Below are 26,498 nucleotides of genomic sequence, written 5' to 3'. Positions count from 1 at the left end.
ATCGGTGAACACGGTGCGAACGTGTGCCGGACGTGCGGTAACGGTCGGAAAACCGGGCCGACCGTGCGTTCGTGCACGTTCGTGTGACCGTACGATCGGCCCGTGACCACACCGACCGTCGTCCTGATCGCCGCCGTCGCGGCGATCGGCGGATACCTGGTCGCCGGAGTTCTGATCCCCTACTTGAACTCGCGGCACGATCGCCGACAGAGTCGCGACAGCGGGCTCACCATGTCCCAGGTGCTCGACCTCATCGTGCTCGCCGCCCACAGCGGCATCGCCGTCGTCGACCAGTTCCACGACGTCGTGTTGTTCAACCCGCGCGCTCAGGAACTGGGACTCGTGCGCGGACGGTCGCTCGACGACCGCGCATGGAAGGCCGCGACCAGGGTTCTCGAGACCGGTGAGAACGTCGAGGTGGACCTCACGGTCCTCGACGCCCGAGGTCGCGCCGGCATCGCCGTGAAAGGCACCGCGCAGCTGCTCAGCCGGGAGGACCGCCGTTTCGTCGTCCTCTTCGCCGACGACGACTCCGAGCAGGTCCGCATGGAGGCCACCCGACGAGACTTCGTCGCCAACGTCAGCCACGAGCTCAAGACCCCGGTCGGCGCGATCAGCCTGCTGGCTGAGGCGCTGCTGCAGTCGCGCGACGACCCGGCCTCCGTCCAACGCTTCGGCGAACGGATGCTCGACGAGTCCACCCGCCTCGGCAACATGGTCAGCGAGCTCATCGCGCTGTCCCGATTGCAGGGCGCCGAGAAGCTCCCCGATCTCGACGTGGTCGACGTCGACAGCGTCGTCAAGCAGGCGTTGGCGCGGTCGGAGATGAAGGCCGAGGTCGCCGGCATCACCGTCACGGTCGACCGTCCCAGCGGCCTCGAAGTCCTCGGCGATCAAACGCTGCTCGTGACGGCGCTGTCCAACCTCGTCGAGAACGCCATCGCTTACTCGCCGAAGGGGTCACCCGTGTCGGTCACCCGGTCGCTGCGTCACGACGAGAACAGCTTGACCAGCATGGTGGCGCTGTCGGTGACCGACCGCGGAATCGGCATCGCCAAGGAAGACCAGGAGCGCGTGTTCGAGCGCTTCTTCCGCGTCGACAAGGCCCGCTCGCGCGCCACCGGCGGAACCGGACTGGGCCTCGCCATCGCCAAACACGTCGCCGCGAATCACAACGGCCGCATCGAGCTGTGGAGCAAGCCCGGAACGGGCTCCACCTTCACGCTCCTCGTACCTGCTCACATCGAAGACGACGGCGAGCCGTCATGACCGAGAAGGACACCCCATGACGAGCGTGCTCATCGTCGAAGACGAAGAATCGTTGGCCGACCCGCTGGCGTTCCTGCTGCGCAAGGAAGGGTTCGACGCGACCGTCGTCGGCGACGGCCCCTCGGCCCTGGCCGAATTCGATCGCGTCGGCGCGGACATCGTGCTGCTCGACCTGATGCTGCCCGGCATGAGCGGAACGGACGTCTGCAAGCATCTGCGCAGCCGGTCCGGCGTGCCCGTCATCATGGTCACGGCCCGTGACAGCGAGATCGACAAGGTCGTCGGCCTCGAGCTCGGTGCCGACGACTACGTCACCAAGCCCTACTCGTCGCGCGAACTCATCGCCCGCATCCGCGCGGTCCTGCGCCGCGGATCCGACACCGAGGAGATCGACGACAACAGCATCCTCGAAGCCGGGCCCGTGCGCATGGACGTCGAGCGCCACGTCGTCATGGTCGGGGGACAGCAGATCACGTTGCCGCTCAAGGAGTTCGACCTGCTCGAGTACCTGCTGCGCAACTCCGGCCGAGTCCTCACCCGCGGACAGTTGATCGACCGGGTCTGGGGCGCCGACTACGTGGGCGACACCAAGACTCTCGACGTGCACGTCAAGCGTCTGCGCTCGAAGATCGAGGCCGACCCGGCCAAGCCGGTGCACCTCGTGACCGTCCGCGGGCTGGGGTACAAGCTCGAGGAGTGAGGCCGTCCGTTGCGGCGAGTACGTCCAAAACGTCGCTGGCGGAGCCGGGATCACGGCACTTTCGGCGTACTCGCGGGGGTATCAGGCGGCGAGTAGCCGGCGGACACGACCGACCAGGACATCGGGTTCGCGCCGTACATCGTCCGACGTGATCTGAAGAACTCGCCACCCCTCGTCTGCGAGCAGTGCAAGGCGCGCCTTGTCGCGTCGCACACTCTCGGGTGTTCCGTGGAATTCGTCGCCGTCGTACTCCACTGCGACTCGCCGGGCAGGCCAAGCGAAATCGAGGTAGAAGACGCCGCGTTCGTACACCACCGGCCACTGCAGTTCGGGCACCGGAAGTCGACCGTCGTGCAACACCAGGCGCGTCTCCGACTCCATCGGTGAACCGGATCTGCAGTCGACGAGCGGTGTGAGGCGGCGGACCTCGACGATGCCCCGCCGGCCTCGTTGCGAGACGACAGCCCGTTCCAGCGAGCGGGGACTACAGCCCACCTGCGCCGCGGCATCGAGAACGGCGAGCGCGCGACCGGGAGAACGTTGCCGTGCGACCTCGACAGCAGTCCAGGCGGGCTCCACGACGAGTCGGGTGCCGATCTCCATCAGCGGCGCACCCCGCCGCTGATGCACCACTACCCCTGGTCTGCTCTCGATGCGCCGATCCTCGGGCTCCACCACATGTAAGTGCTGCGTCCGGTCGAGGTCGAAACCGTGCATCGCCGCCGCGGTGTCCAAGGATGCGGCGACCCGCGTTCCGAGCTCGATGCTCAGAGCGTCGAGTCGCGCAGAGACAGGGAGCGTTCCGACCGCGTACAGCCCGTGCCGTACGCGGGTCAGCTGACGAGTGTGCACCAGCCACCGCACGCGGCTCGGGGACATGCATCGGAGGAGATCGGTCGTGTGCAGGAAGCCGCCGTTGGCTCTCATGGCGTCGACAAGTGTTGGGTCCATGGCGCAGACCGTCACGAGCCGCACCGACAGGCACTGCGTCCCGGGATCGGCCCGCGAGAAACTTGGGGATGACGGGGTGCCTGTGGATAGAGCTCTACCCGCCCCGGCGAGTACGTCGAAAGTGCTGCTGCGAGCGCTCAGATCACGACGATATGGACGTACTCGCGGGGGGGGTAAGAGGTTAGGTGCGCTGAGACTGACGGGTCGCGGGGTGCACGGCGATCAACCCCAAACCTTGCCGACGCCGACACAGCGCGGCCAGCTCGGTGTAGACGTCCTGCCCGAGCAGTTCCTTCAGCTCCGGCGCGTAGGACTGCCAGACGGGCTCGGTGCCCACGTGGGCGTCGGGGGAGGCGGTGCAGTACCAACTGAGGTCAGCGCCGCCCTCACCCCACCCGCGTCGGTCGTACTCGCCGACGACGGTCTGCAGGATCTCGACGCCGTCCGGGCGGGTGACCCAGTCCTGGGTGCGGCGGATGGGCAGCTGCCAGCAGACGTCGGGCTTCACCTCGAGCGGTTCGACGCCGGTGCGCAGCGCCATCCGGTGCAGTGCGCAACCGATGCCGCCCTCGAATCCGGGACGGTTCAGGAAGATGCACGCACCCTTGTACTTGCGGGTGCGCAGGGCCTGTTCGCCCTCGAGGTCGTCGACCTCGACGAAGCCCTTCTTGCCGTGTCCCTTGTCGAAGAACTGCCAGTCGTCCGGCGTCAGCATCTCGACGGAGGCGGTGAGCTTGGCGTGATCGTCGTCGTCGGAGAGGAAGGCGCCGTGCGAGCAGCACCCGTCGTCGGGCCGATCGGGGACCGTTCCCTGGCACGCGGGAGTTCCGAAGACGCACGTCCAACTCGACAGCAACCACGTCAGATCCGCACGGATGACGTGTTCGGCGTTGGTGGGATCGGGGAACTCGATCCACTCTCGCGGGAAGTCGGGCGAGACTTCCGGGGCCGGGTCGAGCTTGCGGGTCGCGGCGGGTTCCAGCACATCCGCGGGCCGCCCGGTGGCCTCACCCGACTGCCTCCCGGCCTCCGGCCTACCTTGCTTTGCGGCCCGGCCGGCCTCCGGCCTACCCGCCTTGTCAGCACGTGTCACAAGCCACGACGCTAGACCCAGTACGGTGTTCCCTGTGCGGTTAGGGGTGCTCGACGTCGGAAGCAATACGGTTCATCTGCTCGTGGTCGACGCCCATCGCGGCGGACACCCGACACCGATGAGCTCCACCAAGGCTGCCTTGCGCCTGGCGGAGAACACCGACGACGCCGGTGACATCACCCAGTCCGGCTCCGATCGATTGGTGCGTACGGTCGCGGACTTCTCGTCCATCGCCACGTCCTCGGGCTGCGGGGAGTTGATGGCCTTCGCCACCTCCGCCGTCCGTGATGCCCGCAATTCGACCGCCGTGCTGAACCGAGTGCGCGACGAAACCGGTGTCAGCCTGCAGGTTCTCTCCGGTGAGGACGAGTCGCGTCTTACCTTCCTCGCCGTGCGTCGGTGGTACGGATGGAGCGCCGGCCGGATCCTCGACCTCGACATCGGCGGCGGTTCCCTCGAACTCAGCACCGGCATCGACGAGAACCCCGACGTCGCGATGTCCGTTCCTCTCGGCGCGGGTCGCCTGACGCGGGACTGGCTGTCCGAGGACCCGCCCGGTAAGCGACGCGTCGCCGTCCTCCGCGACTGGCTCGACGCCGAACTGGTCGAGCCGGCACGGAAACTTCTCGAGCCCGGGGTTCCGGACCGTGCGGTGGGAACGTCCAAGACGTTCCGCTCGTTGGCACGCTTGACCGGAGCCGCACCGTCGGCTGCCGGTCCGCGAGTGGTCAGAACCCTGACCGCCGACGGACTTCGTCAGGTCATCTCCTTCATCTCGAGGATGACCTCGGCGGACCGTGCAGAATTGGAAGGTGTGAGCGCGGATCGATCGAGGCAGATGGTGGCCGGCGCACTGGTCGCCGAGGCGAGCATGCGCGCACTGTCGATCGATTCGCTGGAGATCTGTCCGTGGGCTCTGCGTGAGGGACTGATCCTGCGCAAGCTGGACACGGAGACGTTCGGCGAAGTGGTGGAGAGTCGAGAGACATGAGCGACGAGAACAACGACGGCGCTGCGGACACCGGACAGGTGTCGGTGGCCGAACTGCTGGCGCGCAACGGCGCGAAGGTGGGCACACAGGCAGGCGGAGGTCGCCGCCGCCGCGGAATGGCGGGCGGCATCTCCGTCGCGGAACTGACGGGTGAGATCCCGATCGTCCGCCCCGTGGAGAACGCCGCTCCCGAGGCTGAAGCACCCGAGAACGCAGCATCCGAGGTTGAAGCACCCCAGGACACGGCTCCCGAGGCCGACGAGCCTGCGGTCGCACCGGACGAGCCGGCAGCCGACGAGCACATACGCGACGAACGACCCGAACCCGTCCGACCGACGCCTGCGCAGGCAGTCCGCCCGTCACGTCCGACACCGGCTTTCGGGCCGGCTCGGCAGGTACGTCCGGAACCGGCGCTGTTCTCGGGCGCCCCGTCGGTGGCTGTCGACAAGTTGCGTGCGGACACCCGTGATCGTGCGGACGACGCGCGCCCTGTCGATTCCCGTCCCGTAGACCCCCGGCCCGTCGAGGCGGACGACGAGGTGACGAGCGAGAACGACGTCGTGGACACCGCGAACGCGGAGACGACCATCGTTCCCGCGATCGACCCCCACGACCACGAGACCGACCACGAGGGCCCGGAGACGAAGGCCGAGACCGAGACCGAGGACGCCCCGGCGGCACCGGCCAAGGGTCGCAGCCCGGTTCGCCAGTGGCTCTCGTTGCTCGGCCAGGGTGTCATTGCGATCGTGCTGGGAGCCCTGCTGTTCAAGGGCTTCGAGCGCCTCTGGGAAATGCTCCCGTGGGTGGCGCTGGTGCTGGCGTTCTTCGTCATCGTCGGGCTCGTCGCCGTGGTGCGTGTCCTGCGCCGTACCGATGACATCGTGTCCATCCTTCTGGCGGTGGTCGTCGGTGGGTTCGTCACGCTGGGCCCCTTGGCCTTCATGCTCAGCACCACGTGACACCCCGCCACGTTCCCGTCGGCCTGTCGACGGCCTCGGTGTATCCGCAGAACACGGAATCAGCCTTCCGATTCGCCGCGGACCTGGGCTACGACGGCATCGAGTTGATGGTGTGGGCGGAACCGATCAGCCAGGACATCGGCGCGATCAAGCAACTGAGCCGCAGGTACGGCGTTCCCGTGCTCGCGATCCACGCCCCGTGCCTGTTGATCACGCAGCGCGTGTGGGGATCCGATCCGGTGTCCAAGCTGGTGCGGTCCGTACACGCGGCGGAAGCGCTCGGCGCCGACACGGTCGTGGTGCACCCCCCGTTCCGGTGGCAGCGCATCTACGCCGACGGTTTCGCGGACCAGGTGGCGGAACTCGAAGAGGACAACGAGGGCATGATCGTGGCCGTCGAGAACATGTTCCCGATGCGCGCCGATCGGTTGTTCGGCGCGGGCACCGGCTCGGTCAAGCGTCTGACCAAGCGAGGCGGGAAGCCGGGACTCGGTTTCACGGCGTTCGCGCCGTCGTACGACCCGACCGACGTCGGTCACCGGCACTACACGTTGGACTTCTCCCACACGGCGACCTCGGGCCTCGACGCCGTCACGCTCGCCGCCCGGATGGGCGACGGACTCCGGCACCTGCACCTCGCGGACGGTCGTGGGGCGTCGGTCGACGAGCACCTCGTACCCGGCGACGGAACCCAGCCGGTCGCCGAGGTCTGCCACACGCTGGTGGCGCGCGGATTCCAGGGGCAGGCGGTGCTCGAGATCAACACTCAGAACGCGCGCACGGCCACCGAGCGCTCGGCAGCGTTGGAACGGTCGTTGGCCTTCGCGCGGAAGCATCTCGCACCGGTCTGAGCGGTACTGGATAGTGTCACTATCCATTTTCGGTTAGAGTCACCTCGTGCGAATGTCCGAGCTGGTCGACCGAGCGGGGATTCCGCGCGCGACCATCAAGTTCTACCTGCGTGAGGGCCTGCTGATGCCCGGAGTGGGACCGACGCCCGATGCACCCACTGCCGCAGCCGACTACACCGAGGACCATCTCGAGCGCGTCCAGTTGATCAGAGCTCTCACCGGAGCATCCCTGCCGATCGGTCGTATCCGAACGGTCCTCGACGCGTTGGACGCGACATCCGAGACGCTCTATCCCGCGATGGGTCGAGCACTGCGCGCCCTGCCTCCCTATCTGGACGAGTCCGACGAGCCATTGCGCGCCCTGCGGATCCTGCAGCGATCGGGGCAGACCGTCGACGGGCCGGCTGCGCGGCAGCTCGAGCACGCACTGCGCGCGGCGGATGCCGCCGGGGTCCCGCTGTCGGACGACGACGTCGTGAACTACGCCCGTGCCGTCCGCGTCATCGCCGAGGGGGAGTGGGCGAGGGTGGCCGAGCAGGGTGATCCGCGCAGCGCGGTTCGCTTCGCAGTCCTCGGCACCGTCCTCTACGAGCCCGTCATCGCCGCACTCCGCCGTCTGGCCCACCAGGACCTCGCCCGCGCGGACAGCCTGCATTCGACACCGGATACGACCTCAGAGAACCCCACGACAGATTCGAGTGACACGTGACCGACGCATCGTTCCGCACCCTGACGACTCTGACCAGAGTCGGCCCCGACACCTTCGAGGGAGTCGTCGACCCCACGTGGACCATCGGCCCGAAGGTTCACGGCGGCGCGCTGATGGGTGTCTGTGCATCGGCCGCGGTGCAGCGGCTGGCACTCGACGACGACCCGGTGGACCTGGCTCCCCTCGCGGTCAGCGCGAGCTACCTCGCCGCCCCCGATCCCGGCCCCGTCACGATCGAGACCACGGTTCTCAAGCGCGGTCGACGCGTCGTCCACGTCGACTCCGTGCTGATGCAGAACGGCAAGCCGGCGGTGCGCGGCGTCGTCACGTTGGGAACGCCGGACGAGGGCGAACCTGTTCATCAGCAGCATGATTCGACACTCGCCTCTGTCCTGGACATGCCGGTGGAGCCGCCCACGTCGGCGCCGCAGATCGTGCCCGGTCACCCCATGGCCGACATCGTCCACATCGCGGCGGGCTGCGACATGCGACACGACCCGGCGACGGCGCACTTCCTCACGGGCAAGCAGGGGTCGATGGAGATCCGGATGTGGGTCCGACCGCGCCCGGAGGACGAGAACGATCCCGCGACTGCCGCCCTCTTCGCGATCATGACCGGCGACATCTGTCCCCCGGTCACGATGAACCGCGGCTTGTTCGGCTGGGCGCCGACGGTGCAGTTGACCACCTATCTCCGCCGACGCCCCGCTCCCGGCTGGTTGCGCGTGAAGTCGTCGAGCACCGTGCTGGGTGGGTCGTGGTTCGAGGAGGACCACACGGTCGTGGACTCGACCGGAGCGGTCGTCGTCCAGAGCCGGCAGCTCGCCATGGTGCCGCTCGCTCCCTGACGGACCGGTGCAGCACGCTCGGACCGACATGGCACGCTGGGCGCATGACGAGAATTGCGGTGATCGGCGGCGGCCGTATCGGGGAAGCGTTGATCGCAGGATTGATCGAGGGCGGAATGCCGGCCGGGCACGTCGTGCTGTCGGAGAAGTACCCGGCCCGCGCGGATGCGGTGGCCGCACAGTTCGGTATCCGGTCCACCAGCGTGACCGACGCTATCGAGGGCGCCGACGTGATCGTGGTGGCCGTCAAGCCCGACGACGTCGATTCGGTGATCACACAGATGTCGAAGGCCGAGCTGAACGGTGAGCGCGAGCAGATCATCGTGTCGATGGCGGCCGGCGTTCCGGCGTCGCGGTACGAGCCGAAGCTGCCGGCGGGCATTCCCATCGTCCGGGTCATGCCGAACACCCCGATGCTCGTGGGCGAGGCGATGAGCGTGCTGGCGCCCGGCCGTCACGCCCGCTCGGAGCACATCGAGACGGTGCGCAAACTGCTGGGAACCGTCGGCAAGACGGCCGTCGTGTCCGAGACGAAGATCGACGCGGTCACCGCCGTCTCGGGCTCGGGTCCGGCGTACTTCTTCTTGATGGCCGAGGCGATGATCGACGCCGCCGTGGGTCTCGGATTGCCCCGCGACACAGCGACCACGCTCGTCGTGCAGACGATGGTGGGGTCCGCAGCGATGCTCGATCGCTCCGACGAGTCCCCCCAGGAGCTCCGTGCGGGTGTGACGTCTCCCGGCGGCACGACCGCCGCGGCGATCGCCGAATTGGAGCGAAAGGGCTTCAGAGCTGCGCTTCTCGACGCGATCGACGCTGCGAAGAGCCGCAGTACCGCCCTGGGTTCGACGACCGAATAAATATTGGTCACCCCCACCCGTCGCATAAGTCACTCGAGTCCCGCTAAGCTCGCTGCAGCACGTGCGTGTCTGTTCCGCCGGAGGGGAAGCCGGCGGCGCGGGCGTGCCGGAGGTATGTGGATCTATGGAATCCGTCAACAAGCCGTCCGGGTCGAGCAAGAGCTCGTCCCACGACGGTCAACCGGCTGTGGCCGGAACCCAGTTCCTCACGGTGGCCGAAGTGGCCTCACTGATGAGGGTGTCCAAGATGACCGTGTACCGCCTGGTGCACGGTGGCGAGTTGCCCGCTGTTCGTGTGGGCCGTTCGTTCCGAGTGCATGCGAAGGCGGTGCACGACTACTTGGAGACTTCGTACTTCGACGCGGGCTGAGCACTCGACGTCCGGATTCGCTGCGCCGAGTCGAATGCCCGGGGAAGGGCATATCGTCCGTGCGCGTCGTCATCCGGCGCGAGTCCGACTCCCGCTGGTCGGTGGGCCGGTCATCGGTCGTCGTGTGAGCTGGGTATGATGGGGCTGAGTTGCGTGAGCGCGCAGTCCCGGTACTGCCGTGTCCGCCGACAACCGAACAGCATCAGCAGCGGTATCAGCAGTGCAGCTGTACAGATACGAAAGAACGCGAGGACACCCGCATGGGTTCAGTGATCAAGAAGCGTCGCAAGCGCATGTCGAAGAAGAAGCACCGCAAGTTGCTTCGCCGCACTCGCGTTCAGCGCAGGAAATTGGGTAAGTGATCCACTAGCCCGCGAAGCATCCACTGCCCGCGACGGTCGTTTGTCGACCATCGCGGGCAGTGTCGTATCCGGAGCGGCCGTATCCGGTGCGACCGGGAGCGGTGACGCCGGCTTCGTGGCACCATGGCGGTGCACGGTGAGACGAACGGGGGTCACGTGAGCCAAGACCGAGTGGAGCGTGACGCTCCGCGAGTCGTGCTCGTCACGGGTGCCAGTCGGTTCCTGGGTGGGTACCTCACCATGCGTCTGGCGCAGAACCCGTCGATCGAGCGCGTGATCGCCGTCGACGAGGTGGCCCCGTCGAAGGACATGATCCGCCGCATGGGCCGCGCCGAATTCGTGCGCGCCGACATCCGTAACCCGTTGATCGGCAAGGTCATTCGCAATGCGGGCGTCGATACCGTCGTACACGCGTCGTTGATCTCCCGGCCTCCGAGCGGTGGCGGGCGCACGGTGATGAAGGATCTGAACGTCCTCGGAGCCATGCAGCTGTTCGCCGTCTGCCAGAAGTCTCCGACCGTGCGGCACGTCGTGCTGCGCTCGTCCACCGCCGTCTACGGATGCAGCGCCAAGGACCCCGCCCAGTTCACGGAGGAGATGGGTGCCAGGTCGCGGCCCAAGGGCGGGTTCGCTCGCGACGCCATCGAGACCGAGGGCTACGCACGTGGGCTCGGCCGTCGTCGGCCGGACATCGATGTGACCATCCTGCGGAACGCTCCGATGATCGGCCCACGTCTCAACGGCGCCGTGTCCCGCTACCTGACCTCACCGGTCACCCCGTCGATTCTCGGCCGCGACGCCCGGATGCAACTGCTGCACGAGGAAGATGCCCTGTCCGCTCTGGAACGGGCCACTCTTTCCGGGCCGGCCGGAACCTTCAACATCGCGGCCGACGGCATCATCATGCTGTCCCAGGCGATTCGACGGGCCGGTCGCGTGGAACTCCCGGTTCCGTCGGCGCTGTTCCGCACCACCGGTCGTGCGGTGATGGGATCGTTGATGCGGAGCTTCTCGACCGAGCAGATCGACTACTTCAACTTCGGATGCGGGGTGGACACGACGCGTATGAAGAACGACCTGAGTTTCACGCCGCGCTGGACCACCGTCCAGGCGTTCGACGACTTCGTCCGCGGTGTCGCCCTGACTCCGGTGATCCGGCGTGAGTGGGTCGACGCCGTGGAGTCCAGGCTCACGGCTGTCCTCGGCGGCGTACCGCCCCGCGGTCCCGTCGAACTCGCGGCCGGGACGGGACGGAAGTGAGCGACGTGGCCAAAGTCATTCCCCTGCACGGCAAGGCGAACGATCGTCTACGCATGTCCGCCAGTGCTCCGGAGGACGTTCGCGGACGACACCCGTCCTCGTACGCGGAGCGGCCTCCCGCGACGAATCCGCTGATCCCGGGGCCGCGTGTCGACGTCCCGACGCCGCTGGTGTTCCCGGACGTCACGTCTACCGACGACGCCGCGTCCGATCTGCCGACGACGGAGTCGGCTACCGAGTCCTCGTCGGCTGTCGAGTCCGTGCGTCGCAGCCTGGTCGAGCGTGTCACCGAGGGAGCGGACTTCCTGCGCACCCGTCTGTCGGGCGACTACGAGGTGGACGAGTTCGGGTACGACCCGCATTTCGCCGACTCCGTGTGGCTGCCGGCGCTCCGACCGCTCTTCGAGAAGTGGTTCCGCGTGGAGGTCCGCGGCATCGAGAACGTTCCCGCTGAGGGCGGCGCGCTCGTGGTGTCGAACCACGCCGGCGTCATCCCCGTCGACGGCCTGATGGCGTCGGTGGCCATGCGCGATCACCACCCCCAGCATCGCGCGCTGCGCATGCTCGCCGCGGATCTGGCGTTCGAGACGCCGCTGGTCGGCAGCATCGCACGTCGTGCCGGTCATACCCTCGCGTGCCAACCCGACGCCGAGCGGTTGCTGCGCGGCGGCGAGGTCGTCGCCGTGTTCCCCGAGGGGTTCAAGGGCATCGGCAAGCCCTTCAGCGAGCGCTACAAGTTGCAACGGTTCGGTCGTGGCGGCTTCGTCTCCGCGGCGCTGCGCACCCAGACGCCTATCATCCCGTGCTCGATCGTGGGCTCGGAGGAGATCTACCCCAAGATCGGTGACCTGACGACGCTCGCGCGCGTGCTCGGGATGCCGTACTTCCCGGTCACCCCGCTGTTCCCGCACTTCGGTCCGCTGGGTCTGATCCCGCTGCCGTCGAAGTGGTACATCGAGTTCGGGGAGCCCATCGAGACGACCTCGTACGATCCGAGTGCCGCGGACGATCCGATGGAACTGTTCGAGGTCACCGACCGGGTGCGCGAAACCATCCAGCAGACGCTGTACAAGCTGCTCACGCGGCGTCGCAACGTCTTCCTGGGCTGAGAACTACTGCCCGATCAGCTGGTCGACTATCTGCGCCGACAGGGTGACCAGCGGTAGTCCGCCGCCCGGATGCGAGGAACCGCCCACGAGGTAGAGACCGGGGACGGGTGAGCGGTTCGCCGGTCGCAGGAAGGCTGCTCCCACCCCGTTCGACGAGGTGCCGTAGATCGATCCACCGGGCGTCATGGTGCGTCGCATCAGATCCGCGGGCGAGATGATGGTCTGTCTCAGCACGCGGTCGCGGACGTCGACTCCGCGTTCCGCCATGACGTCGAGGATGCGGGAGGCGTACCTCTCGCGGAGCCCGGGTTCGTCCCAGTCGACCAACGACCGCGAACCGGTGCCGTGTCGTGCGGCGTTGACCAGCACGAACCACGCTTCGGAGTCGTCGTTCGGCCGCAGCGCGGGATCGTCCGGCGCGCTGACGTAGACGGTCGGCGACGGCGCCGGATGCGCCGGACCAGCCCGTGTCCCGAACACCGCGTCGAACTCGGCGTCGTAGTCGTCGGGGAACAGCACACGGTGGTGCGGAGTGTCCGCGTCGCGTCCGCGCAGTGCCAGCAACATCACGAAGCCCGACAGGCTGGGGGTGGTCGCCGCGAGGCGTCGCCGCGCCACGGCGGTCCGCGGCGCCCGGGGCACCAACGAGCGGTACACCTGCTCCGCGTCGGCGTTCGCGACGACGATGTCCGCGGCGATCCGACCGTCGGTGGTCTCGACACCGCGGACCCGGCCGTCCTCCACGACGACGGAGGTGACGGTGACTCCGGTGCGGATGTCGGCGCCGAGCGACGACGCCCTCTCTGCGACGGCGTCGGCGATGCGGTGCAGACCGCCGGGCACGTGCCACGATCCCCAACGCTGCTCGACGTGGGGGACGGTGGCCAGGGCAGCGGGCGCCCGGCGCGGATCGGACCCGGTGTACGTCGCGTAGCGGTCCAGCATCATCCGCAGTCGAGGGTCGGTCAGGTACTGCCGACCGAGGCTCCGCAGGCTCGACCACGGCGCGATGGTTCGGAGGTCACCGACGCGGCGCGACAGGGTCGCGAGCTCACGTGGCCCGATCGGCGACTCGAGGAAGGCCTCGTGGGTCGCGTCCCAGATCTGCTCGGCACGTGCCGAGAACCGCGACCACTGCGCACCGGCATCACCGCCGAGCGCTGCGTCGAGGGCGGCGGGAATCTCCTCCGCCCGCCCCGGCATGTCCAGCACCGTGCCGTCGGGAAAGCGGTAACGGCACGCGACGGGGAGTCGCTCGAACGTCAGGTCGGCGGGTCCGCCGGTCTGCTCGAAGAGGTCGGCGAAGACGTACGGCATCGTGACCAGGGACGGACCGGTGTCGAAGAGGAAGCCGTCGTGTTCCTCGAGGCCGAGTTTGCCGCCGAGCTGGTCCGACTGCTCGAGGACGGTGACGTCGAAGCCCCGATAGCTCAGGCGCGCGGCTGTGGCCAGACCGCCGATCCCGGCGCCGACGACGACCACCCGCGTCCCGGCCGCCTCGCTGTCGGGGGATGCGGTCACGGGTGGCGGCGGCCCAGCACGGCGGCGACGCCGCCGCCGACCGCGCCCAACGCCAACGCTGTGGGGACGCCGATCTTGGCGGCCTTGCGGCCGGTGCGGAAGTCGCGGATCTCCCATCCGCGGTTCTTGGCCAGCTCGCGGAGGTCGGCGTCGGGATTGACCGCGACGGCCGTACCGACGAGGGACAGCATCGGAACGTCGTTGTGGCTGTCCGAGTACGCGGTGCACCTGCGCAGGTCGAGGCCTTCGCGGACGGCCAGAGTTCGAACGGCGTGAGCCTTGCCACGTCCGTGCAGGATGTCGCCGACGAGCCGACCGGTGAAGACACCGTCCTTGCTCTCCGCGACGGTGCCGAGGGCTCCGGTCAGACCGAGCCGCTTGGCGATGATCGACGCGAGTTCCACCGGCGTCGCCGTCACCAGCCACACCTGCTGACCGGCGTCGAGGTGCATCTGTGCGAGAGCGCGGGTGCCGGCCCAGATGCGGTCGGCGATGATCTCGTCGAAGATCTCCTCGCCCAGCCGGACGATCTCGGCGGTCGAGCGGCCCTCGACGAAGGACAGAGCCTTCTCGCGGCCGGTGCTGACGTCGCCCAGGTTCTCCTTGCCGCTCACGCGGAACTTGATCTGCTGCCAGGCGAACTCGGAGACGTCCTTGGTGGTGAAGTACTTGCGGGCGGCGAGGCCGCGGGCGAAGTGGATGATCGACGCACCCTGCACCATCGTGTTGTCGACGTCGAAGAACGCGGCCGCCGTGAGGTCGCGGGGGACAGTGCCGACGTGGTCGTCCTCGGACAGTGCACTCTCGGCCTGCAGCGCGATGGCGGCGTCGGCGCTCGCTTCGCCGGCCAGCTTCGCGCGGATCTGCGCGGCGGTGGGTCCGAGGGGATTACGGATACGACGTCGGACCTGCTTCTCGGCCTGCTCGGGCTCCACGTCGCGCCGGGCACGGGAGGCGTCCATCACCTCGGGGGAGTCGCTGATCGTCGAGTCGGGTGTGTTCGCGCCCCGTACGACGTCGTCCGGATCCTGTCGATCGGGCACGTGCACCTCCCCCACCTCGAACGGCGAACCCGCGGGCGCGGGCCGAACGGTCCTGCGGCAGCCAGCCTAACCGCGTGCCCGAGGGCGCGGGGCACCCGTGCCGCCGGTGAGATACTGGACTCATGACGACCCCCGGCAGGACCGTGACGTTGCTGACCCGAGCCGGGTGCGGGGCGTGCGACGGGGCATGGCGGATCCTGGTCCCGCTGTGCGCGGAGTACGGGGTGACATGCGAGGCGATCGACGTCGACGTCGCCGCCGCGCAGGACCCTGACCTGCGCGCGGAGTACGGCGACAGGCTTCCGGTGGTGCTTCTGGACGGACGCGAACACAGCTACTGGGATGTGGACGAGCCCCGGCTGAGACGTGATCTGAGCGCCTGACGCGCTGCTGTCGGGCGACGGGGTCGCGGGATCCTACTACATGGTTCGGCGACTTTGTTCATACCTCCACGAGAGGTTACCGTGGAGACAAGATATGGGGCCGGTGACGAACCCACCTGCCGCGCATGCCGGGTAATCGACGTGCGCCTCACGGAGCTGTGATCCGCCGTCGGCCCTGACGATGATCGTGGAGATCGCGTGCCCTGTCACGGGCGCCGGTCGGACGAGGAGCCTTGAACGTGACCTCTCAACGTCGCCTGCCCGGCGTCGGCGGCGCGCGCTCCGGCGCGGTGGCCGACTCGGGTCGCGACGGCGATGTCGCGTCTCGTGTCGTCCCTCAGGCTACGGTCACTCGTTTCGCCGGGTATCTCCGGGTACTCGGTTCGCTGTCCGACAGCCGAGTGATGATCGTCTCGAGCGAGGACTTGGCCACCGCGGCCGGGGTCGGTTCTGCCACGTTGCGCAAGGACCTGTCGTTCCTCGGACCCATGGGAGTCAGAGGGGTCGGATACGACGTCGCCCGCCTCCGCGCCCGCATCGAACTGGCTCTCGGCCTCGACCGCGGCCATCGCGTCGTCCTGGTCGGCATGGGACATCTCGGAACGGCTCTGGTCGGCTATCACGGGTTCAGTCGTCGCGGCTTCACCATGGTCGCTCTGTTCGACAACGACCCGGCCGTCGTGGGTCGCGAGGTCACGGTCGGCAACGACGAGGACGGCTTCTCGCAGCTGGTGGTCCGCCACGTCGACACGTTGGTCGACGTCGCGACGACCCTCGGTGCCACCGTCGGTGTTGTCGCCACTCCCGATGCAGCGGCCCAGGAGGCCGTGGACGCGTTGGTTCAGGCCGACATCGACTGCATCCTCAGCTTCGCGTCCACCGATCCGGTCACGCCGGCGCACGTCGATCTGCGCCGCGTGGACCTCGCGGTCGAGCTCCAGGTTCTCTCGTTCGCCAACGCCCACAAGGCGCCGCGCAACCGTCCCAACCGCCAGGTCTGCCGGGACACCCGGCAATCCGGTGCGAAGAATTTCGCAGGACCCGGTAATCGGGCCGCAGCCGCTAGCAGAAACGGATCGGTGACAGCACCGTGAGTGTCCTTCTCCTCGGGATTTCGCATCGAAGCGCTCCCGTCTCGGTACTCGAACGTGTCGCCGTCAGCGACACCGAACGCCCCAAGCTGACCGACGAGATCATGACGTCCCCGCACGTGTCGGAGGTCATGATCGTCTCGACGTGCAATCGCGTCGAGGTATACGCCGTCGTCGACGCGTTCCACGGTGCCCTGACCGACCTCGGTGCGCTGCTCTCCGAGCACTCCGGGCTCGATCTCGCGGAACTGACGAAGTACGCCTACGTCCGCTACAGCGAGGCCGCCGCCGAGCACCTGTTCGCCGTGGCCGGCGGACTGGACTCGATGGTGATCGGCGAACAGCAGATCCTCGGCCAGATCCGCGCCGCGTACGCCGCGTCGGACGCCCAGCAGGCGTCGGGACGTGCGCTGCACGAACTCGCGCAGCAGGCTCTGCGCGTCGGCAAGAAGGTTCACTCCGAGACGAACATCGACAAGGCCGGGGCGTCCGTCGTCTCCGTCGCACTCGACCGGGCCGGGGACATCCTCGGAGGACTGCAGGGCCGCAAGGCCGTCGTACTCGGGGCCGGCGCCATGGGCGGACTGTCCGTCGCGCACCTCACCCGCACCGGGATCGGCAGCATCGCCGTCGCGAACCGCACCCAGTCGCGTGCCCAGCACCTGTCCGAGACGGCCGCTGCCGGCGGAGTCACCTCGTTCGCGATCACGCTGGACCAGCTGTCCGCGACCGTCGCCGACGCCGACATCCTGGTCACCTGTACCGGCGCGGTGGGTGCCGTCGTCACCATCGCCGACGCCCATCGTGCACTCGCGCACCGCGACACCGCCGCTCGTCCCCTCGTGATCTGCGATCTCGGGCTCCCGCGCGACGTGGAGAGCGCCGTCGCCGGACTTCCGGGCGTCACGGTGCTGGACATGGAGTCGCTGCAGCACGACCCCGCCGCCGGCGCCGCAGCGTCCGACGAGCGCGCAGCGCGCGACATCGTCGCAGCGGAACTGGCGTCGTACCTCTCGGGGCAGCGTCTCGCCGAGGTCACCCCCACCGTGACCGCTCTGCGTCAGCGCGCCGCGGAGGTCGTCGAGGCAGAGCTCATGCGGCTCGACTCGCGTCTTCCCGACCTGGCCGATCCCCAGCGCGACGAGGTGGCCCGCACGGTCCGCCGCGTCGTCGACAAGCTTCTTCATGCGCCCACCGTGCGCGTGAAACAACTGGCCACCACTCCCGGTGGCGATTCCTACGCCGAAGCGCTCCGCGAGCTCTTCGAGCTGTCGCCGGCAACCGTGCAGGCCGTCGCGTCTCCGATGGAGGTCGCGTCGGCCGTCGACACCGACAGCCCGACAGCCGCTCTCGCCGACGACTTCACGGCATTTCACGATCGGAGTGACGAATGAGCGCGAACGCAGGCGCCCTCGGCGACCGAGTCGTGCGCATCGGAACGCGCGGCAGCCTCCTCGCGACGACGCAGGCCGAGACGGTCCGTGCCGCCATCACGGCCACGGGCGTGCGCACCGAACTGGTCGTCGTCGCCACCGCGGGTGACAAGTCCGCCGCACCGGTCCAGGAGATCGGTGTCGGAGTGTTCACGGCAGCGCTGCGGGAAGCGTTGGCGGACAAGACCATCGACGTCGCCGTGCATTCGTACAAGGATCTGCCCACGGCCGAGGACCCGCGGTTCCGCATCGCCGCGATCCCGGAGCGCGAGGATTCTCGCGACGCCCTGGTGGCTCGCGACGGACTCGTCCTTGGTGAGCTGCCCGTCGGATCGACGGTCGGTACCTCCGCGCCCCGACGCATCGCGCAGTTGCGCGCACTAGGCCTGGGTCTGGACGTGCAACCGCTGCGCGGCAACCTCGACACCCGCATCGGCAAGGTCACCAAGGGCGAGCTCGACGCCGTCGTCGTGGCCCGCGCCGGCCTCGCCCGCATCGGCCGGCTCGACGTGGTCACCGAAGCACTCGAGCCTGTGCAGTTCCTGCCCGCTCCGGCGCAGGGCGCTCTCGCGGTCGAGTGCCGGTCCGACGACCACGACCTCGCCGGCGTGCTCGGCACACTCGACGACGTCGCCTCCCGTGCCTCGGTCACGGCCGAACGTGCGCTGCTCGCCGAACTGGAAGCGGGATGCACCGCGCCGGTCGGCGCCATCGCCGAAGTGGTCGAGTCGATCGACGAGGACGGACGGATCTTCGAGGAACTGTCGGTCCGCGGGTGCGCCGCGGCCGTCGACGGCTCCGACGTCATCCGCGCCTCGACCGTCGGGTCGGTGGACGACGCCGACGAACTCGGTCGCCGCGTCGCCCGTGAACTTCTCGACCTCGGTGCCCGCGAACTGGTCGCCATCACAGAACCTTCTTCATCCTCCACCGCCGCCTCCACAACCCAGCGGACGAGCGGCACCGAGAAAGGCGAATCGATCGATGCGTGAGCAGAGGGCCCAGGACCTCGTGGGCGGGCACAGACACGGCCGCGCCAGACGCGGCGCGGCGCCACGCCCCGGGCGATACGAACGCATCGCCACATCCCGGCTGATCCCCAAGCGGGGTCCCGCCACCGAGATCGAGATCCGCTTCCGCAACAACCACGCGGAACAGACTGCACTGGAGAACGAATAATGAGCCGAGTCCGCAAGAACACTCCGGGACGGATCCTGTTCGTGGGATCGGGCCCCGGCGATCCGGCCCTGCTCACCGTCCGGGCACGTGACGCGCTCGCTGTCGCCGAGATGGCGTTCACCGACCCCGACGTCGACAAGGGCGTCATCGCCCTGGTCGGCACGGCGGTACCGGCCGACGCCGAGACCGGCGAGAACGGCGTCGACGTGCGTCCCGCGCTCGGCGAGCCCGCCGAGGTCGCGAAGACGCTGGTCGCCGAGGCGAAGAACGGTCACGACGTGGTCCGCCTCGTCTCCGGTGACCCGCTGACCACCGACTCGGTCATCGCGGAGGTCACCGCCGTGGCCCGCACCCAGGTGCAGTTCGAGGTCGTCCCCGGCCTGCCCGCCGGATCGGCCGTTCCCAGCTACGCCGGCATGGCACTGGGTTCCGAGCACACCGAGGCCGACGTGCGCGGCGACGTGAACTGGGCGTCACTCGCCGCGGCACCCGGACCGCTGGTCCTGCACGCGACGTCCGGGCACCTCGCCGAGACGGCCAGCGCGCTGGTCGAGCACGGCCTGGCTCCGCAGACGCCCGTCGCGATCACCGTCCGCGGCACGACGCGTCAGCAGCGCACCGTCGAGGCCACCCTCGCGACACTGAACGACGCCGGATCCGAACTGGTCGGCTCGCTGATCGTCACCGTCGGCAAGGTCGTCGCGCAGCGCTCCAAGATGTCCTGGTGGGAGAGCCGCGCTCTGTACGGCTGGACCGTCCTGGTGCCGCGCACCAAGGACCAGGCCGGCGAGATGAGCGAGCGCCTGGTCACCCACGGCGCCATCCCCATCGAGGTCCCCACCATCGCCGTCGAGCCGCCGCGCAGCCCCGCGCAGATGGAACGGTCGGTCAAGGGACTGGTCGACGGTCGCTACCAGTGGGTCGTGTTCACCTCGACCAACGCGGTGCGCGCCGTCTGGGAGAAGTTCGAGGAGTTCGGCCTGGACGCCCGCGCGTTCTCCGGCGTGAAGATCGCCTGTGTCGGCGAAGCGACGGCGGACAAGGTGCGCTCGTTCGGCATCAACCCCGAGCTGGTGCCGTCCGGTGAGCAGTCCTCCACCGGTCTGCTCGACGACTTCCCGCCGTACGACGAGGTGTTCGACCCCGTCAACCGGGTGCTGCTGCCGCGCGCCGACATCGCGACCGAGACCCTCGCCGAGGGCCTCCGCGAGCGAGGCTGGGAGATCGACGACGTCACCGCGTACCGCACGGTGCGCGCTGCGCCGCCGGCCGCCGAGACCCGCGAGATGATCAAGACCGGCGGATTCGACGCCGTGTGCTTCACGTCGAGTTCGACCGTGCGCAACCTGGTCGGCATCGCGGGGAAGCCGCACGCGCGCACTCTGGTCGCATGCATCGGACCGAAGACCGCCGAGACGGCCGTCGAGTTCGGTCTGCGCGTCGACGTGCAGCCCGAGACGGCTCAGGTCGGACCGCTGGTCGAGGCGCTGGCCGAGCACGCCGCTCGTCTGCGCGCCGAAGGTGCACTCCCGCCTCCGCGCAAGAAGTCGCGCAGGCGCTGACCGAAGTGAGGGTTTCTTGTTCCCCGTAGACCGTCCCCGGCGACTGCGTCGTACCCCCGCGATCCGCCGGTTGGTGGCGGAGACGTCGCTCGAACCGCGGCATCTCGTGCTGCCGATGTTCGTGGCCGACGGCCTCGACTCCCCGCGGGAGATCAGCTCCATGCCCGGCGTCGTCCAACACACGCTGGACTCGCTGTCCGCCGCGGCGGACGAGGCCGTGCGTGCGGGCGTCGGCGGGCTGATGCTCTTCGGCGTTCCGCGTCCGGAGGACAAGGACGGACAGGGGTCGATGGCCTCGGATCCCGACGGCATCCTGAACAAGGGGCTGCGTCGACTCCGGGACGACCTCGGCGACACGACCGTGGTGATGGCCGACACGTGTCTCGACGAGTTCACCGACCACGGTCACTGCGGGGTGTTGGCGAGCGACGGCAGCGTCGACAACGACGCGACCCTGGTGCGCTACGTGGACATGGCTGTGGCGCAAGCGGAATCGGGTGCTCACCTCCTCGGACCCAGCGGCATGATGGACGGGCAGATCGGCGCGATCCGCGAGGGACTGGACACCGCCGGATTCGCCGACGTGGGTCAGCTGGCCTACACGGCCAAGTACGCGTCGGCTTTCTACGGCCCGTTCCGCGAGGCCGTCGGATCGACCCTGCGCGGTGATCGCCGAACCTATCAACAGGATTCGGCCAATCGGCGCGAGTCGATGCGCGAACTCGACCTCGACATCGCCGAGGGCGCGGACATGGTGATGGTCAAGCCCGCCATGAGCTACCTCGACATCCTGCGCGAGGTCGCCGACGCGTCGCCCGTGCCCGTCGCTGCCTATCAGATCTCGGGGGAGTACGCGATGATCACCGCCGCCGCGCAGAACGGATGGATCGATCGCGACGCGGCGATCATGGAGTCCGTCACCAGCATTCGCCGAGCGGGTGCCGACATCGTGTTGACCTACTGGGCCACCGAGATCGCGACGCGGCTGTGAACGACAGCGCACCGGGCGGAAATCCGGAGGATCCCCGCTACGACAGTCCACAGGGCAACTGGCAGCAGCCGCAAGGAAATTGGCAGCAGCCGCAGGGCAACTGGCACCCGGAGGGTTTGCCGCCCAGTGCGATGAAGCCCGTCCTGCCCCCGGAGGGCGGGGACGCACCGGTCGACATCGAGACCTCTCGGCACCTCTGGTTCGCCGTGATCGCGCTCGGCGTCGTGTCGATGCTGATCGGCCTGTCGGCGCTGTACTCGGATCGGGACGCATTCCTCGACTCGTTCCTCGCCGACCTCGAGGCGCAGGACCCGTCGCTCGCGCTGCCGCCCGACACCGCGAACACCGTGCTGATCGTGGCGATGGTGATGTCGCTGGTCTTCGCGCTTCTCATCGCCGGCGCCGTACTGCTGGTGGTCCGCAAGATGCGCGCCGGCAAGCTGTGGGCTCGTGCGGTTCTGACGGTCATCGGTGTCGTCATCGTCGTGACGACGATTCCGACGTTGTTCGGCCTCGGGTCCGTCACCGGGCCGATGGCGGTGTTCACGGCGGTACTCGGGATCCTGCAGGCAGTCGCCGCCGCCGGAGCCGTCTATCTAATGCACCGACGCGAGTCGACGGAGTACTTCCTGTCCAAGCGAGCGCCACGCTGAGCGTCGACACGCCGTAACGGGTGTGACGCAAGTTACAGCTGAGGCATTACTCTGAGAACCGGTCGGATGGTCGGTGATCGGAGAATCGGATGACTCAACGCCCCATCGTCGGGAGTGACCCCGGCGAACGTCGCAACGGTCTCGCAGAGGCCTTCGCACTCCTCCTTCTGACGTCGGCGGTCGTCGTCGTCGTCCTGGTCGTCGCGAGCGGATTCGCGGGCGCCTGAGAAGGCCATCGCCGCAGATGGCGTGATGTTTTTGCGCTAAACCGACTGGCGTGTATCGTGACCACTGTCACAAGCGTTCGAACAGGTCGGAGACCGCGTTGCCCGCCGATTCCACCCCCGCGTCCTCTGCGGTCGCTTCTCGCACACACGTCGTGCAGTGCAGCAGCAGCCGTCGGGAACTGTGGCTTCTCGCCATCGTCTTCATCACCGGTGTGTTGATGGCCGCCGTCGTTCTGCTCCCGGCCGTCCTCAGCTGACAGGCGTCCAGGCAGGATGGTCCTCGTGACCTTCGACAAGGCGGAGAACGCTCCGCTCGCACGACCCCGTGTCATCACGTACGCGTTCCTCGCCTGGGTGCTCGGCGCCGTTCTCGTCGTACTGCTCGGGCTCATCTCGCTGACGTTCCCGGCCGACTCGCTCCGCACGCAGTTGACCGACACGGGCGGTTCCGCCGACGCCGTCGACAGCGTCATCACGGTGCTCCGGACCATCGGCATCCTCGAGATCGTCGTCGGTCTCGCTGTCGGATTCCTCGCCGGCCCCACGTGTCGACGCGGTGACCCACGGTTCCGACGAGCGCTCACCGTGCTGTCCGTGATCTTCGGCGTCGTGTTGCTCGGATCGGTGACGGTCGGATTCGCCATCGTCCCGCTGCTGGCCACCCTCGGCTCGATCTTCCTGTTCGTCGCCTGCGTGCTCGCGTATCGACGCTCCGCTGCCGAGTGGTTCGCCGCGTGAGCGAGACCTCGGAGGACACCGTGCTGTTCGCGGAGTACGGCGCCAAGTGGCGGGCGTTGGGCTACGGGCCGGCCTTCTGCCTGCTGGCACTGGGTATCGAGATCTACACCGGGCCCGTCGTGCACTACGTCGCTCTCGTGGTGATCGCCGCGGTCCTCATGGCGTTCACGTACGTCCAGATCGTCGCCGCGCGTCGTCACGCCACCGTCATCCTGACGCCCACCACGCTGAGTCAGGGAACCGAGGACGTCGCCGTCGCCGACATCCTCGAGGTCTACCCGGAGCCCGACTACGAGGCCACGGGGAACAAGCTCGAGCGGTGGCAGACCGCCCGAGTGCTGGGGGAGCTGTCCGGCATCCCGCGTAAGCGCACCGGCGTCGGCCTCAAGCTCGCGGGCAACGGAATCGTCCAGGCCTGGGCCAAGGACGAGGAGACGCTGCGCGAGGAACTACTGGCGCTGGTCGAGGCGGAACGATGATCAGGCGGGTGTTGCCGGGCGTCGTCGCACTGGTGCTTCTCGGTGTGGCTGCCGTGCTGTGGTCGTACTCGCGCGTCACCGATTCCGTCACCGAGACCTTCCCCACGACGGGCGACGTCGAGGGGTTCACCATCACGTACGACTCGATGCACGTGGCGGGTCCGTGGATGGGCTTGTCGGTCGTCGCTGCCACGGTGGCGGTGTACCTGCTGATGCGACTGATGATCCGGCGACCGCGAGACTGATCCTTCTTACCCCCGGGGGGTACATTGGAGGCATGAGCAGTTTCGATCAGGACGACCTTCTCAAGCGTCTACGCCGCATCGAGGGTCAGGTGGCGGGGATCTCCCGCATGGTGGCAGACGATCGCTATTGCATCGACGTGCTGACGCAGGTCTCCGCGGTGACCAAGGCGCTGCAGTCCGTGTCGCTGAAGCTTCTCGACGCCCACCTCGCGGGCTGCGTCGTGGACGCGGCGCGCGAGGGTGGACCCGAGGCCGACGCGAAGGTCAGGGAGGCGTCCGAGGCGATCGCTCGTCTCGTCCGTTCCTGACCCCCGCGAAGGGGCCGTCAGGGCCTAGTCGGCGGTGACGGATTCCTTCACTTCACCGGGCTCGTCGTCGGCGAGCATCGCGGCGCCGAGCAGGGCCTCCGGCACACCGAACGCGTCGATCAGCGTGTGGGCGTGCGGGCGGAGGCTGCGGCAGCGCTCGTTGATGCCGCGCGTCACGGCCTTGGACCGCTCGGTGGAGATGTAGCGGTGCTCGATGAACCACGCCTTGTCCGCGTCGATCGTGGACAGGGCGTAGAGGTCGCACACCTCGCCCAGAAGTTCCTTGGCGTCGTCGTCCTCGCAGTTGTCGATGCCGGCGACGAACGCCTCGAGCACGACGCGATCCACGTGCGCGGTGGCGGCGTGCAGGATGTGGTCCTGCACCGAGTTGAACGCGTCGAACTGGCTCATCTTCTTCGACAAGCCGTTGAGCCGCTTGGCCGCCGTGGAGATCAGGTACTCCTCACGGTCCTCGAACATCGAGATCTGGGTGCCGCGGTTGAAGAGGCTGCCCTCCTCCTCGTTGTCCTGACGGGAGTCGACGAGCGTCTGGATGATCGGCGCGGCGGCGGTGCGCTTCTTGACCACGTCACCGACCGTGCCGGCGGCGAACTTGACCCAGTCGGCGGCACCGAAGGACCGCACCTCGTGCGCGTACGCCGTCAGCAGCTCCTTCGCGACGAGCTGTGTGAGCACCACGTTGTCGCCCTCGAAGGTGGTGAAGACGTCGGAGTCCGCCTTGAGTGCGATGAGCCTGTTCTCGGCGAGGTAGCCGGCGCCACCGCAGGCTTCGCGCGACTCCTGGATGGCCTTGGTCGCATGCCAGGTGTTGGCGGCCTTGAGTCCTGCCGCGCGCGATTCGAGTTCGCGCTGCTCGGTGGGATCGGGATCCTCGGCGCTCTGGATGTCGTGCATCTTCGACACCAACTCGTTCTGCGCGAACTGCAGCGCGAACGACTTGGCGATCAGTGGGAACAGTCGACGCTGATGGACCAGGTAGTCCATGATCGTCACTTCGTCGTCGGTGCCGGGCGCGCTGAACTGCTTGCGCTGCAACGCATATTTGGTCGCGATGGTCAGGGCGACACGTGCTGCGGCGCCGGCGGAACCGCCGACGGTGATGCGGCCGCGGATCAAGGTTCCGAGCATGGTGAAGAAGCGCCGGTTGGCGTTGTCGATGTCCGAGGAGTACGAGCCGTCCTCCGCCACGTCGGCAATCTTGTTCAGCATGTTCTCGCGAGGAACTCGTACGTGGTCGAACATGATGCGGCCGTTGTCGACGCCCGGAAGTCCGCCCTTGTAGCCGATGTCGAACGTCGTGACGCCGGGCAGGTCGCTGCCGAAGTTCTCGTCACGGATCTGGACGACGAAACAGTGGACGCCCTTGCTCTCCGGCTCCTCGCCGGGCCCGGCGGTGATCAGCTGCGCGAACACGGCCGCGTACTTCGCCGATTCCGCGGCGCCGCCGATGTAGTCCTTGCGGGAGGACTTGTCGGGGGTGTGGATGACGAATTCCTGCGTGTCGCGGTCGTACGTCGCGGTGGTGCCGATGGACTGCACGTCGCTGCCGTGACCGGTCTCCGACATGGCGAAGCAGCCGAGGGTCTCGAGGTCGATCAGCGGCTTGATGAACTGCTTGTGGTGCTTCTCGGTGCCGAGGTTCTCGATCGCGCCGCCGAACAGCCCCCACTGGACGCCGGCCTTGACCATCAGCGACAGGTCCGACATGGCGAGCATCTCGATCATGGTCACCGCGGCGCCGATGTCGCCGGTGCCGCCGACCTCCTTGGCGAAGCCCGACTCCGCGGCGCCTGCCGCGGCCAACACACGCAGCTGCTCGAACGCCTTCGTCCGAGCGATGGCGGTGTTCGGCGTGTAGTGCGGAGCGAACTCGTGCCGCTCGAGCTGCTCGCGAGTCTGGTTGCGAACGTCACGCCAGCGCCCGTCGAGCGTGTTACGCAGATGCTTCGCGAGTGCGGTGGCGGAGTCGCTGGTGCCGGTCTCGGTAGTGGTCATACTCGACGGTAACCAAAAGCGGGACCACGTGTGGGCCAGTTGTCAGCGGGGCCACAAATATTCACGCGCGAACTCGCGGATCTTGCGAAACATCACACCGGTCGCGTCCATCGACGCACCCTGAGGGCCGGTTTTCGCGTACGGGCCGTCGCCGAAGAGCGAGGCGCCGTTGTCGGAGATCGCCCGCGACATCAGCGAGCTGAACCCGTCGCACTGCTCGACGAGGTGCTCGCGGAAACCGTCCGGCCACGGGTACCGAGCCGGTTCGTGTGGTGCTGACATAGTTCGAGGATATGC

The 26,498-nt window shown here is 68.1% G+C and carries 30 protein-coding genes; 24 read left to right on the top strand and 6 right to left on the bottom strand.

Going from position 1 to position 26,498, the window contains the following annotated elements:
• Positions 1–102 precede the first annotated feature (102 nt).
• Together AC0IX4_RS06580 and AC0IX4_RS06575 are read left to right on the top strand one after the other, a co-directional pair.
• The gene (locus tag AC0IX4_RS06580; RefSeq protein ID WP_056073906.1) at positions 103–1,269 is read left to right on the top strand and encodes a sensor histidine kinase; all 1,167 of its coding nucleotides are present in this window, start codon (positions 103–105) and stop codon (positions 1,267–1,269) included.
• Between the two features lie 16 nt (positions 1,270–1,285).
• On the top strand, positions 1,286–1,969 hold the full coding sequence (locus AC0IX4_RS06575) for a response regulator transcription factor (protein ID WP_042576719.1): 684 nt from the start codon (positions 1,286–1,288) through the stop codon (positions 1,967–1,969).
• Positions 1,970–2,050: 81 nt separating this feature from the next.
• On the opposite strand, the gene AC0IX4_RS06570 is transcribed toward AC0IX4_RS06575, so the two are convergent.
• Positions 2,051–2,920, bottom strand: a complete 870-nt coding sequence (locus tag AC0IX4_RS06570) for a DUF559 domain-containing protein (protein WP_471828457.1) — start codon at positions 2,918–2,920, stop codon at positions 2,051–2,053.
• Positions 2,921–3,101: 181 nt separating this feature from the next.
• Positions 3,102–3,902, bottom strand: coding sequence for a DUF3109 family protein (locus AC0IX4_RS06565; RefSeq protein WP_471828797.1), 801 nt, complete (start codon positions 3,900–3,902; stop codon positions 3,102–3,104).
• A gap of 145 nt (positions 3,903–4,047) precedes the next feature.
• On the opposite strand from AC0IX4_RS06565, the gene AC0IX4_RS06560 reads away from it, so the two are divergent.
• The 10 genes from AC0IX4_RS06560 (at position 4,048) to AC0IX4_RS06515 (ending at position 12,332) form a co-directional block, all read left to right on the top strand.
• Positions 4,048–5,004 (top strand): Ppx/GppA family phosphatase, encoded by a 957-nt coding sequence (locus AC0IX4_RS06560; protein WP_056073899.1) that lies wholly within the window; start codon positions 4,048–4,050, stop codon positions 5,002–5,004.
• Positions 5,001–5,963 carry a hypothetical protein gene (locus AC0IX4_RS06555; protein WP_471828456.1) on the top strand — a complete coding sequence of 321 codons (963 nt, stop codon included), beginning with the start codon at positions 5,001–5,003 and terminating at the stop codon, positions 5,961–5,963. Before AC0IX4_RS06560 ends, AC0IX4_RS06555 begins: the two co-directional genes overlap by 4 nt.
• On the top strand, positions 5,960–6,814 hold the full coding sequence (locus AC0IX4_RS06550; protein WP_471828455.1) for a sugar phosphate isomerase/epimerase family protein: 855 nt from the start codon (positions 5,960–5,962) through the stop codon (positions 6,812–6,814). Before AC0IX4_RS06555 ends, AC0IX4_RS06550 begins: the two co-directional genes overlap by 4 nt.
• 52 nt (positions 6,815–6,866) lie before the next feature.
• Positions 6,867–7,523 (top strand): MerR family transcriptional regulator, encoded by a 657-nt coding sequence (locus tag AC0IX4_RS06545; RefSeq protein ID WP_471828796.1) that lies wholly within the window; start codon positions 6,867–6,869, stop codon positions 7,521–7,523.
• A complete protein-coding gene (locus tag AC0IX4_RS06540) occupies positions 7,520–8,371 on the top strand; it encodes a thioesterase family protein (RefSeq protein ID WP_471828454.1) in 852 nt (283 codons plus the stop codon). The genes AC0IX4_RS06545 and AC0IX4_RS06540 overlap by 4 nt, the downstream gene beginning before the upstream one ends.
• Before the next feature lie 44 nt (positions 8,372–8,415).
• Entirely contained in the window at positions 8,416–9,231 is an 816-nt protein-coding gene (gene proC / locus AC0IX4_RS06535) for a pyrroline-5-carboxylate reductase (RefSeq protein WP_042576714.1), read from the top strand.
• Positions 9,232–9,355: 124 nt separating this feature from the next.
• Positions 9,356–9,601, top strand: coding sequence for a helix-turn-helix domain-containing protein (locus tag AC0IX4_RS06530; RefSeq protein ID WP_027504502.1), 246 nt, complete (start codon positions 9,356–9,358; stop codon positions 9,599–9,601).
• A gap of 260 nt (positions 9,602–9,861) precedes the next feature.
• A complete protein-coding gene (locus AC0IX4_RS06525) occupies positions 9,862–9,963 on the top strand; it encodes a 30S ribosomal protein bS22 (RefSeq protein WP_003402602.1) in 102 nt (33 codons plus the stop codon).
• 123 nt (positions 9,964–10,086) lie between these two features.
• A complete protein-coding gene (locus AC0IX4_RS06520; RefSeq protein ID WP_082518413.1) occupies positions 10,087–11,223 on the top strand; it encodes an NAD-dependent epimerase/dehydratase family protein in 1,137 nt (378 codons plus the stop codon).
• Positions 11,220–12,332 (top strand): lysophospholipid acyltransferase family protein, encoded by a 1,113-nt coding sequence (locus tag AC0IX4_RS06515; RefSeq protein WP_056073891.1) that lies wholly within the window; start codon positions 11,220–11,222, stop codon positions 12,330–12,332. The genes AC0IX4_RS06520 and AC0IX4_RS06515 overlap by 4 nt, the downstream gene beginning before the upstream one ends.
• 3 nt (positions 12,333–12,335) lie before the next feature.
• Here the strand turns inward: AC0IX4_RS06515 and AC0IX4_RS06510 are convergent, their stop codons facing one another.
• Together AC0IX4_RS06510 and AC0IX4_RS06505 are read right to left on the bottom strand one after the other, a co-directional pair.
• Positions 12,336–13,853 (bottom strand): phytoene desaturase family protein, encoded by a 1,518-nt coding sequence (locus AC0IX4_RS06510; protein ID WP_471828453.1) that lies wholly within the window; start codon positions 13,851–13,853, stop codon positions 12,336–12,338.
• Positions 13,850–14,815 (bottom strand): HAD family hydrolase, encoded by a 966-nt coding sequence (locus AC0IX4_RS06505; protein WP_471828795.1) that lies wholly within the window; start codon positions 14,813–14,815, stop codon positions 13,850–13,852. Before AC0IX4_RS06505 ends, AC0IX4_RS06510 begins: the two co-directional genes overlap by 4 nt.
• Positions 14,816–15,018: 203 nt before the next feature.
• Between AC0IX4_RS06505 and AC0IX4_RS06500 the strand changes: the two genes are divergently transcribed.
• The 12 genes from AC0IX4_RS06500 to AC0IX4_RS06445 all read left to right on the top strand — a co-directional run bounded on the left by AC0IX4_RS06500 (position 15,019) and on the right by AC0IX4_RS06445 (position 24,185).
• Complete coding sequence (locus AC0IX4_RS06500) at positions 15,019–15,279, top strand: glutaredoxin family protein (protein ID WP_042574100.1); 261 nt, start codon at positions 15,019–15,021, stop codon at positions 15,277–15,279.
• 233 nt (positions 15,280–15,512) lie between these two features.
• Positions 15,513–16,373: a redox-sensing transcriptional repressor Rex gene (locus tag AC0IX4_RS06495; protein WP_471828452.1), complete on the top strand. Its 861-nt coding sequence runs from the start codon at positions 15,513–15,515 to the stop codon at positions 16,371–16,373.
• Positions 16,370–17,764, top strand: a complete 1,395-nt coding sequence (locus AC0IX4_RS06490; protein ID WP_056073883.1) for a glutamyl-tRNA reductase — start codon at positions 16,370–16,372, stop codon at positions 17,762–17,764. The genes AC0IX4_RS06495 and AC0IX4_RS06490 overlap by 4 nt, the downstream gene beginning before the upstream one ends.
• Positions 17,761–18,795 carry a hydroxymethylbilane synthase gene (hemC, locus tag AC0IX4_RS06485; RefSeq protein ID WP_471828451.1) on the top strand — a complete coding sequence of 345 codons (1,035 nt, stop codon included), beginning with the start codon at positions 17,761–17,763 and terminating at the stop codon, positions 18,793–18,795. The genes AC0IX4_RS06490 and hemC overlap by 4 nt, the downstream gene beginning before the upstream one ends.
• Positions 18,796–18,981: 186 nt before the next feature.
• Positions 18,982–20,544 carry a bifunctional uroporphyrinogen-III C-methyltransferase/uroporphyrinogen-III synthase gene (locus tag AC0IX4_RS06480; RefSeq protein WP_042574096.1) on the top strand — a complete coding sequence of 521 codons (1,563 nt, stop codon included), beginning with the start codon at positions 18,982–18,984 and terminating at the stop codon, positions 20,542–20,544.
• Between the two features lie 16 nt (positions 20,545–20,560).
• A complete protein-coding gene (hemB, locus tag AC0IX4_RS06475; RefSeq protein ID WP_471828450.1) occupies positions 20,561–21,535 on the top strand; it encodes a porphobilinogen synthase in 975 nt (324 codons plus the stop codon).
• A complete protein-coding gene (locus AC0IX4_RS06470) occupies positions 21,532–22,188 on the top strand; it encodes a DUF5336 domain-containing protein (protein WP_156148838.1) in 657 nt (218 codons plus the stop codon). The genes hemB and AC0IX4_RS06470 overlap by 4 nt, the downstream gene beginning before the upstream one ends.
• Before the next feature lie 89 nt (positions 22,189–22,277).
• Positions 22,278–22,415 carry a hypothetical protein gene (locus AC0IX4_RS06465; RefSeq protein ID WP_156148837.1) on the top strand — a complete coding sequence of 46 codons (138 nt, stop codon included), beginning with the start codon at positions 22,278–22,280 and terminating at the stop codon, positions 22,413–22,415.
• A 282-nt stretch (positions 22,416–22,697) separates the two neighbouring features.
• Entirely contained in the window at positions 22,698–23,153 is a 456-nt protein-coding gene (locus AC0IX4_RS06460; protein ID WP_156148836.1) for a hypothetical protein, read from the top strand.
• A complete protein-coding gene (locus AC0IX4_RS06455) occupies positions 23,150–23,632 on the top strand; it encodes a hypothetical protein (protein ID WP_042574132.1) in 483 nt (160 codons plus the stop codon). Before AC0IX4_RS06460 ends, AC0IX4_RS06455 begins: the two co-directional genes overlap by 4 nt.
• Complete coding sequence (locus AC0IX4_RS06450; protein ID WP_471828449.1) at positions 23,629–23,877, top strand: hypothetical protein; 249 nt, start codon at positions 23,629–23,631, stop codon at positions 23,875–23,877. Before AC0IX4_RS06455 ends, AC0IX4_RS06450 begins: the two co-directional genes overlap by 4 nt.
• Before the next feature lie 32 nt (positions 23,878–23,909).
• The gene (locus AC0IX4_RS06445; protein WP_027504515.1) at positions 23,910–24,185 is read left to right on the top strand and encodes a metal-sensitive transcriptional regulator; all 276 of its coding nucleotides are present in this window, start codon (positions 23,910–23,912) and stop codon (positions 24,183–24,185) included.
• 24 nt (positions 24,186–24,209) lie between these two features.
• Here the strand turns inward: AC0IX4_RS06445 and AC0IX4_RS06440 are convergent, their stop codons facing one another.
• Together AC0IX4_RS06440 and AC0IX4_RS06435 are read right to left on the bottom strand one after the other, a co-directional pair.
• Positions 24,210–26,201 carry an acyl-CoA dehydrogenase family protein gene (locus tag AC0IX4_RS06440; protein ID WP_042574090.1) on the bottom strand — a complete coding sequence of 664 codons (1,992 nt, stop codon included), beginning with the start codon at positions 26,199–26,201 and terminating at the stop codon, positions 24,210–24,212.
• Between the two features lie 42 nt (positions 26,202–26,243).
• The gene (locus tag AC0IX4_RS06435) at positions 26,244–26,483 is read right to left on the bottom strand and encodes a hypothetical protein (RefSeq protein ID WP_042574089.1); all 240 of its coding nucleotides are present in this window, start codon (positions 26,481–26,483) and stop codon (positions 26,244–26,246) included.
• Positions 26,484–26,498: the final 15 nt, after the last annotated feature.

This window comes from Rhodococcus sp. AC861 (genome assembly GCF_979256035.1).
This window is presented reverse-complemented; position numbering and strand designations above follow the sequence as displayed.

What these genes read in the sequence shown, in the direction of transcription:
- AC0IX4_RS06465 (WP_156148837.1), top strand. Translation starts at nt 22,278, where the DNA reads ATGACTCAACGCCCCATCGTCGGGAGTGACCCCGGCGAACGTCGCAAC.
- AC0IX4_RS06445 (WP_027504515.1), top strand. Translation starts at nt 23,910, where the DNA reads ATGAGCAGTTTCGATCAGGACGACCTTCTCAAGCGTCTACGCCGCATC.
- AC0IX4_RS06505 (WP_471828795.1), bottom strand. Translation starts at nt 14,815, where the DNA reads ATGGACGCCTCCCGTGCCCGGCGCGACGTGGAGCCCGAGCAGGCCGAG.
- proC (WP_042576714.1), top strand. Translation starts at nt 8,416, where the DNA reads ATGACGAGAATTGCGGTGATCGGCGGCGGCCGTATCGGGGAAGCGTTG.
- AC0IX4_RS06480 (WP_042574096.1), top strand. Translation starts at nt 18,982, where the DNA reads ATGAGCCGAGTCCGCAAGAACACTCCGGGACGGATCCTGTTCGTGGGA.
- AC0IX4_RS06575 (WP_042576719.1), top strand. Translation starts at nt 1,286, where the DNA reads ATGACGAGCGTGCTCATCGTCGAAGACGAAGAATCGTTGGCCGACCCG.
- AC0IX4_RS06525 (WP_003402602.1), top strand. Translation starts at nt 9,862, where the DNA reads ATGGGTTCAGTGATCAAGAAGCGTCGCAAGCGCATGTCGAAGAAGAAG.
- AC0IX4_RS06500 (WP_042574100.1), top strand. Translation starts at nt 15,019, where the DNA reads ATGACGACCCCCGGCAGGACCGTGACGTTGCTGACCCGAGCCGGGTGC.
- AC0IX4_RS06530 (WP_027504502.1), top strand. Translation starts at nt 9,356, where the DNA reads ATGGAATCCGTCAACAAGCCGTCCGGGTCGAGCAAGAGCTCGTCCCAC.
- AC0IX4_RS06555 (WP_471828456.1), top strand. Translation starts at nt 5,001, where the DNA reads ATGAGCGACGAGAACAACGACGGCGCTGCGGACACCGGACAGGTGTCG.
- AC0IX4_RS06545 (WP_471828796.1), top strand. Translation starts at nt 6,867, where the DNA reads ATGTCCGAGCTGGTCGACCGAGCGGGGATTCCGCGCGCGACCATCAAG.
- AC0IX4_RS06450 (WP_471828449.1), top strand. Translation starts at nt 23,629, where the DNA reads ATGATCAGGCGGGTGTTGCCGGGCGTCGTCGCACTGGTGCTTCTCGGT.
- AC0IX4_RS06520 (WP_082518413.1), top strand. Translation starts at nt 10,087, where the DNA reads ATGGCGGTGCACGGTGAGACGAACGGGGGTCACGTGAGCCAAGACCGA.
- AC0IX4_RS06570 (WP_471828457.1), bottom strand. Translation starts at nt 2,920, where the DNA reads ATGGACCCAACACTTGTCGACGCCATGAGAGCCAACGGCGGCTTCCTG.
- hemC (WP_471828451.1), top strand. Translation starts at nt 17,761, where the DNA reads ATGAGCGCGAACGCAGGCGCCCTCGGCGACCGAGTCGTGCGCATCGGA.
- AC0IX4_RS06440 (WP_042574090.1), bottom strand. Translation starts at nt 26,201, where the DNA reads ATGACCACTACCGAGACCGGCACCAGCGACTCCGCCACCGCACTCGCG.
- AC0IX4_RS06435 (WP_042574089.1), bottom strand. Translation starts at nt 26,483, where the DNA reads ATGTCAGCACCACACGAACCGGCTCGGTACCCGTGGCCGGACGGTTTC.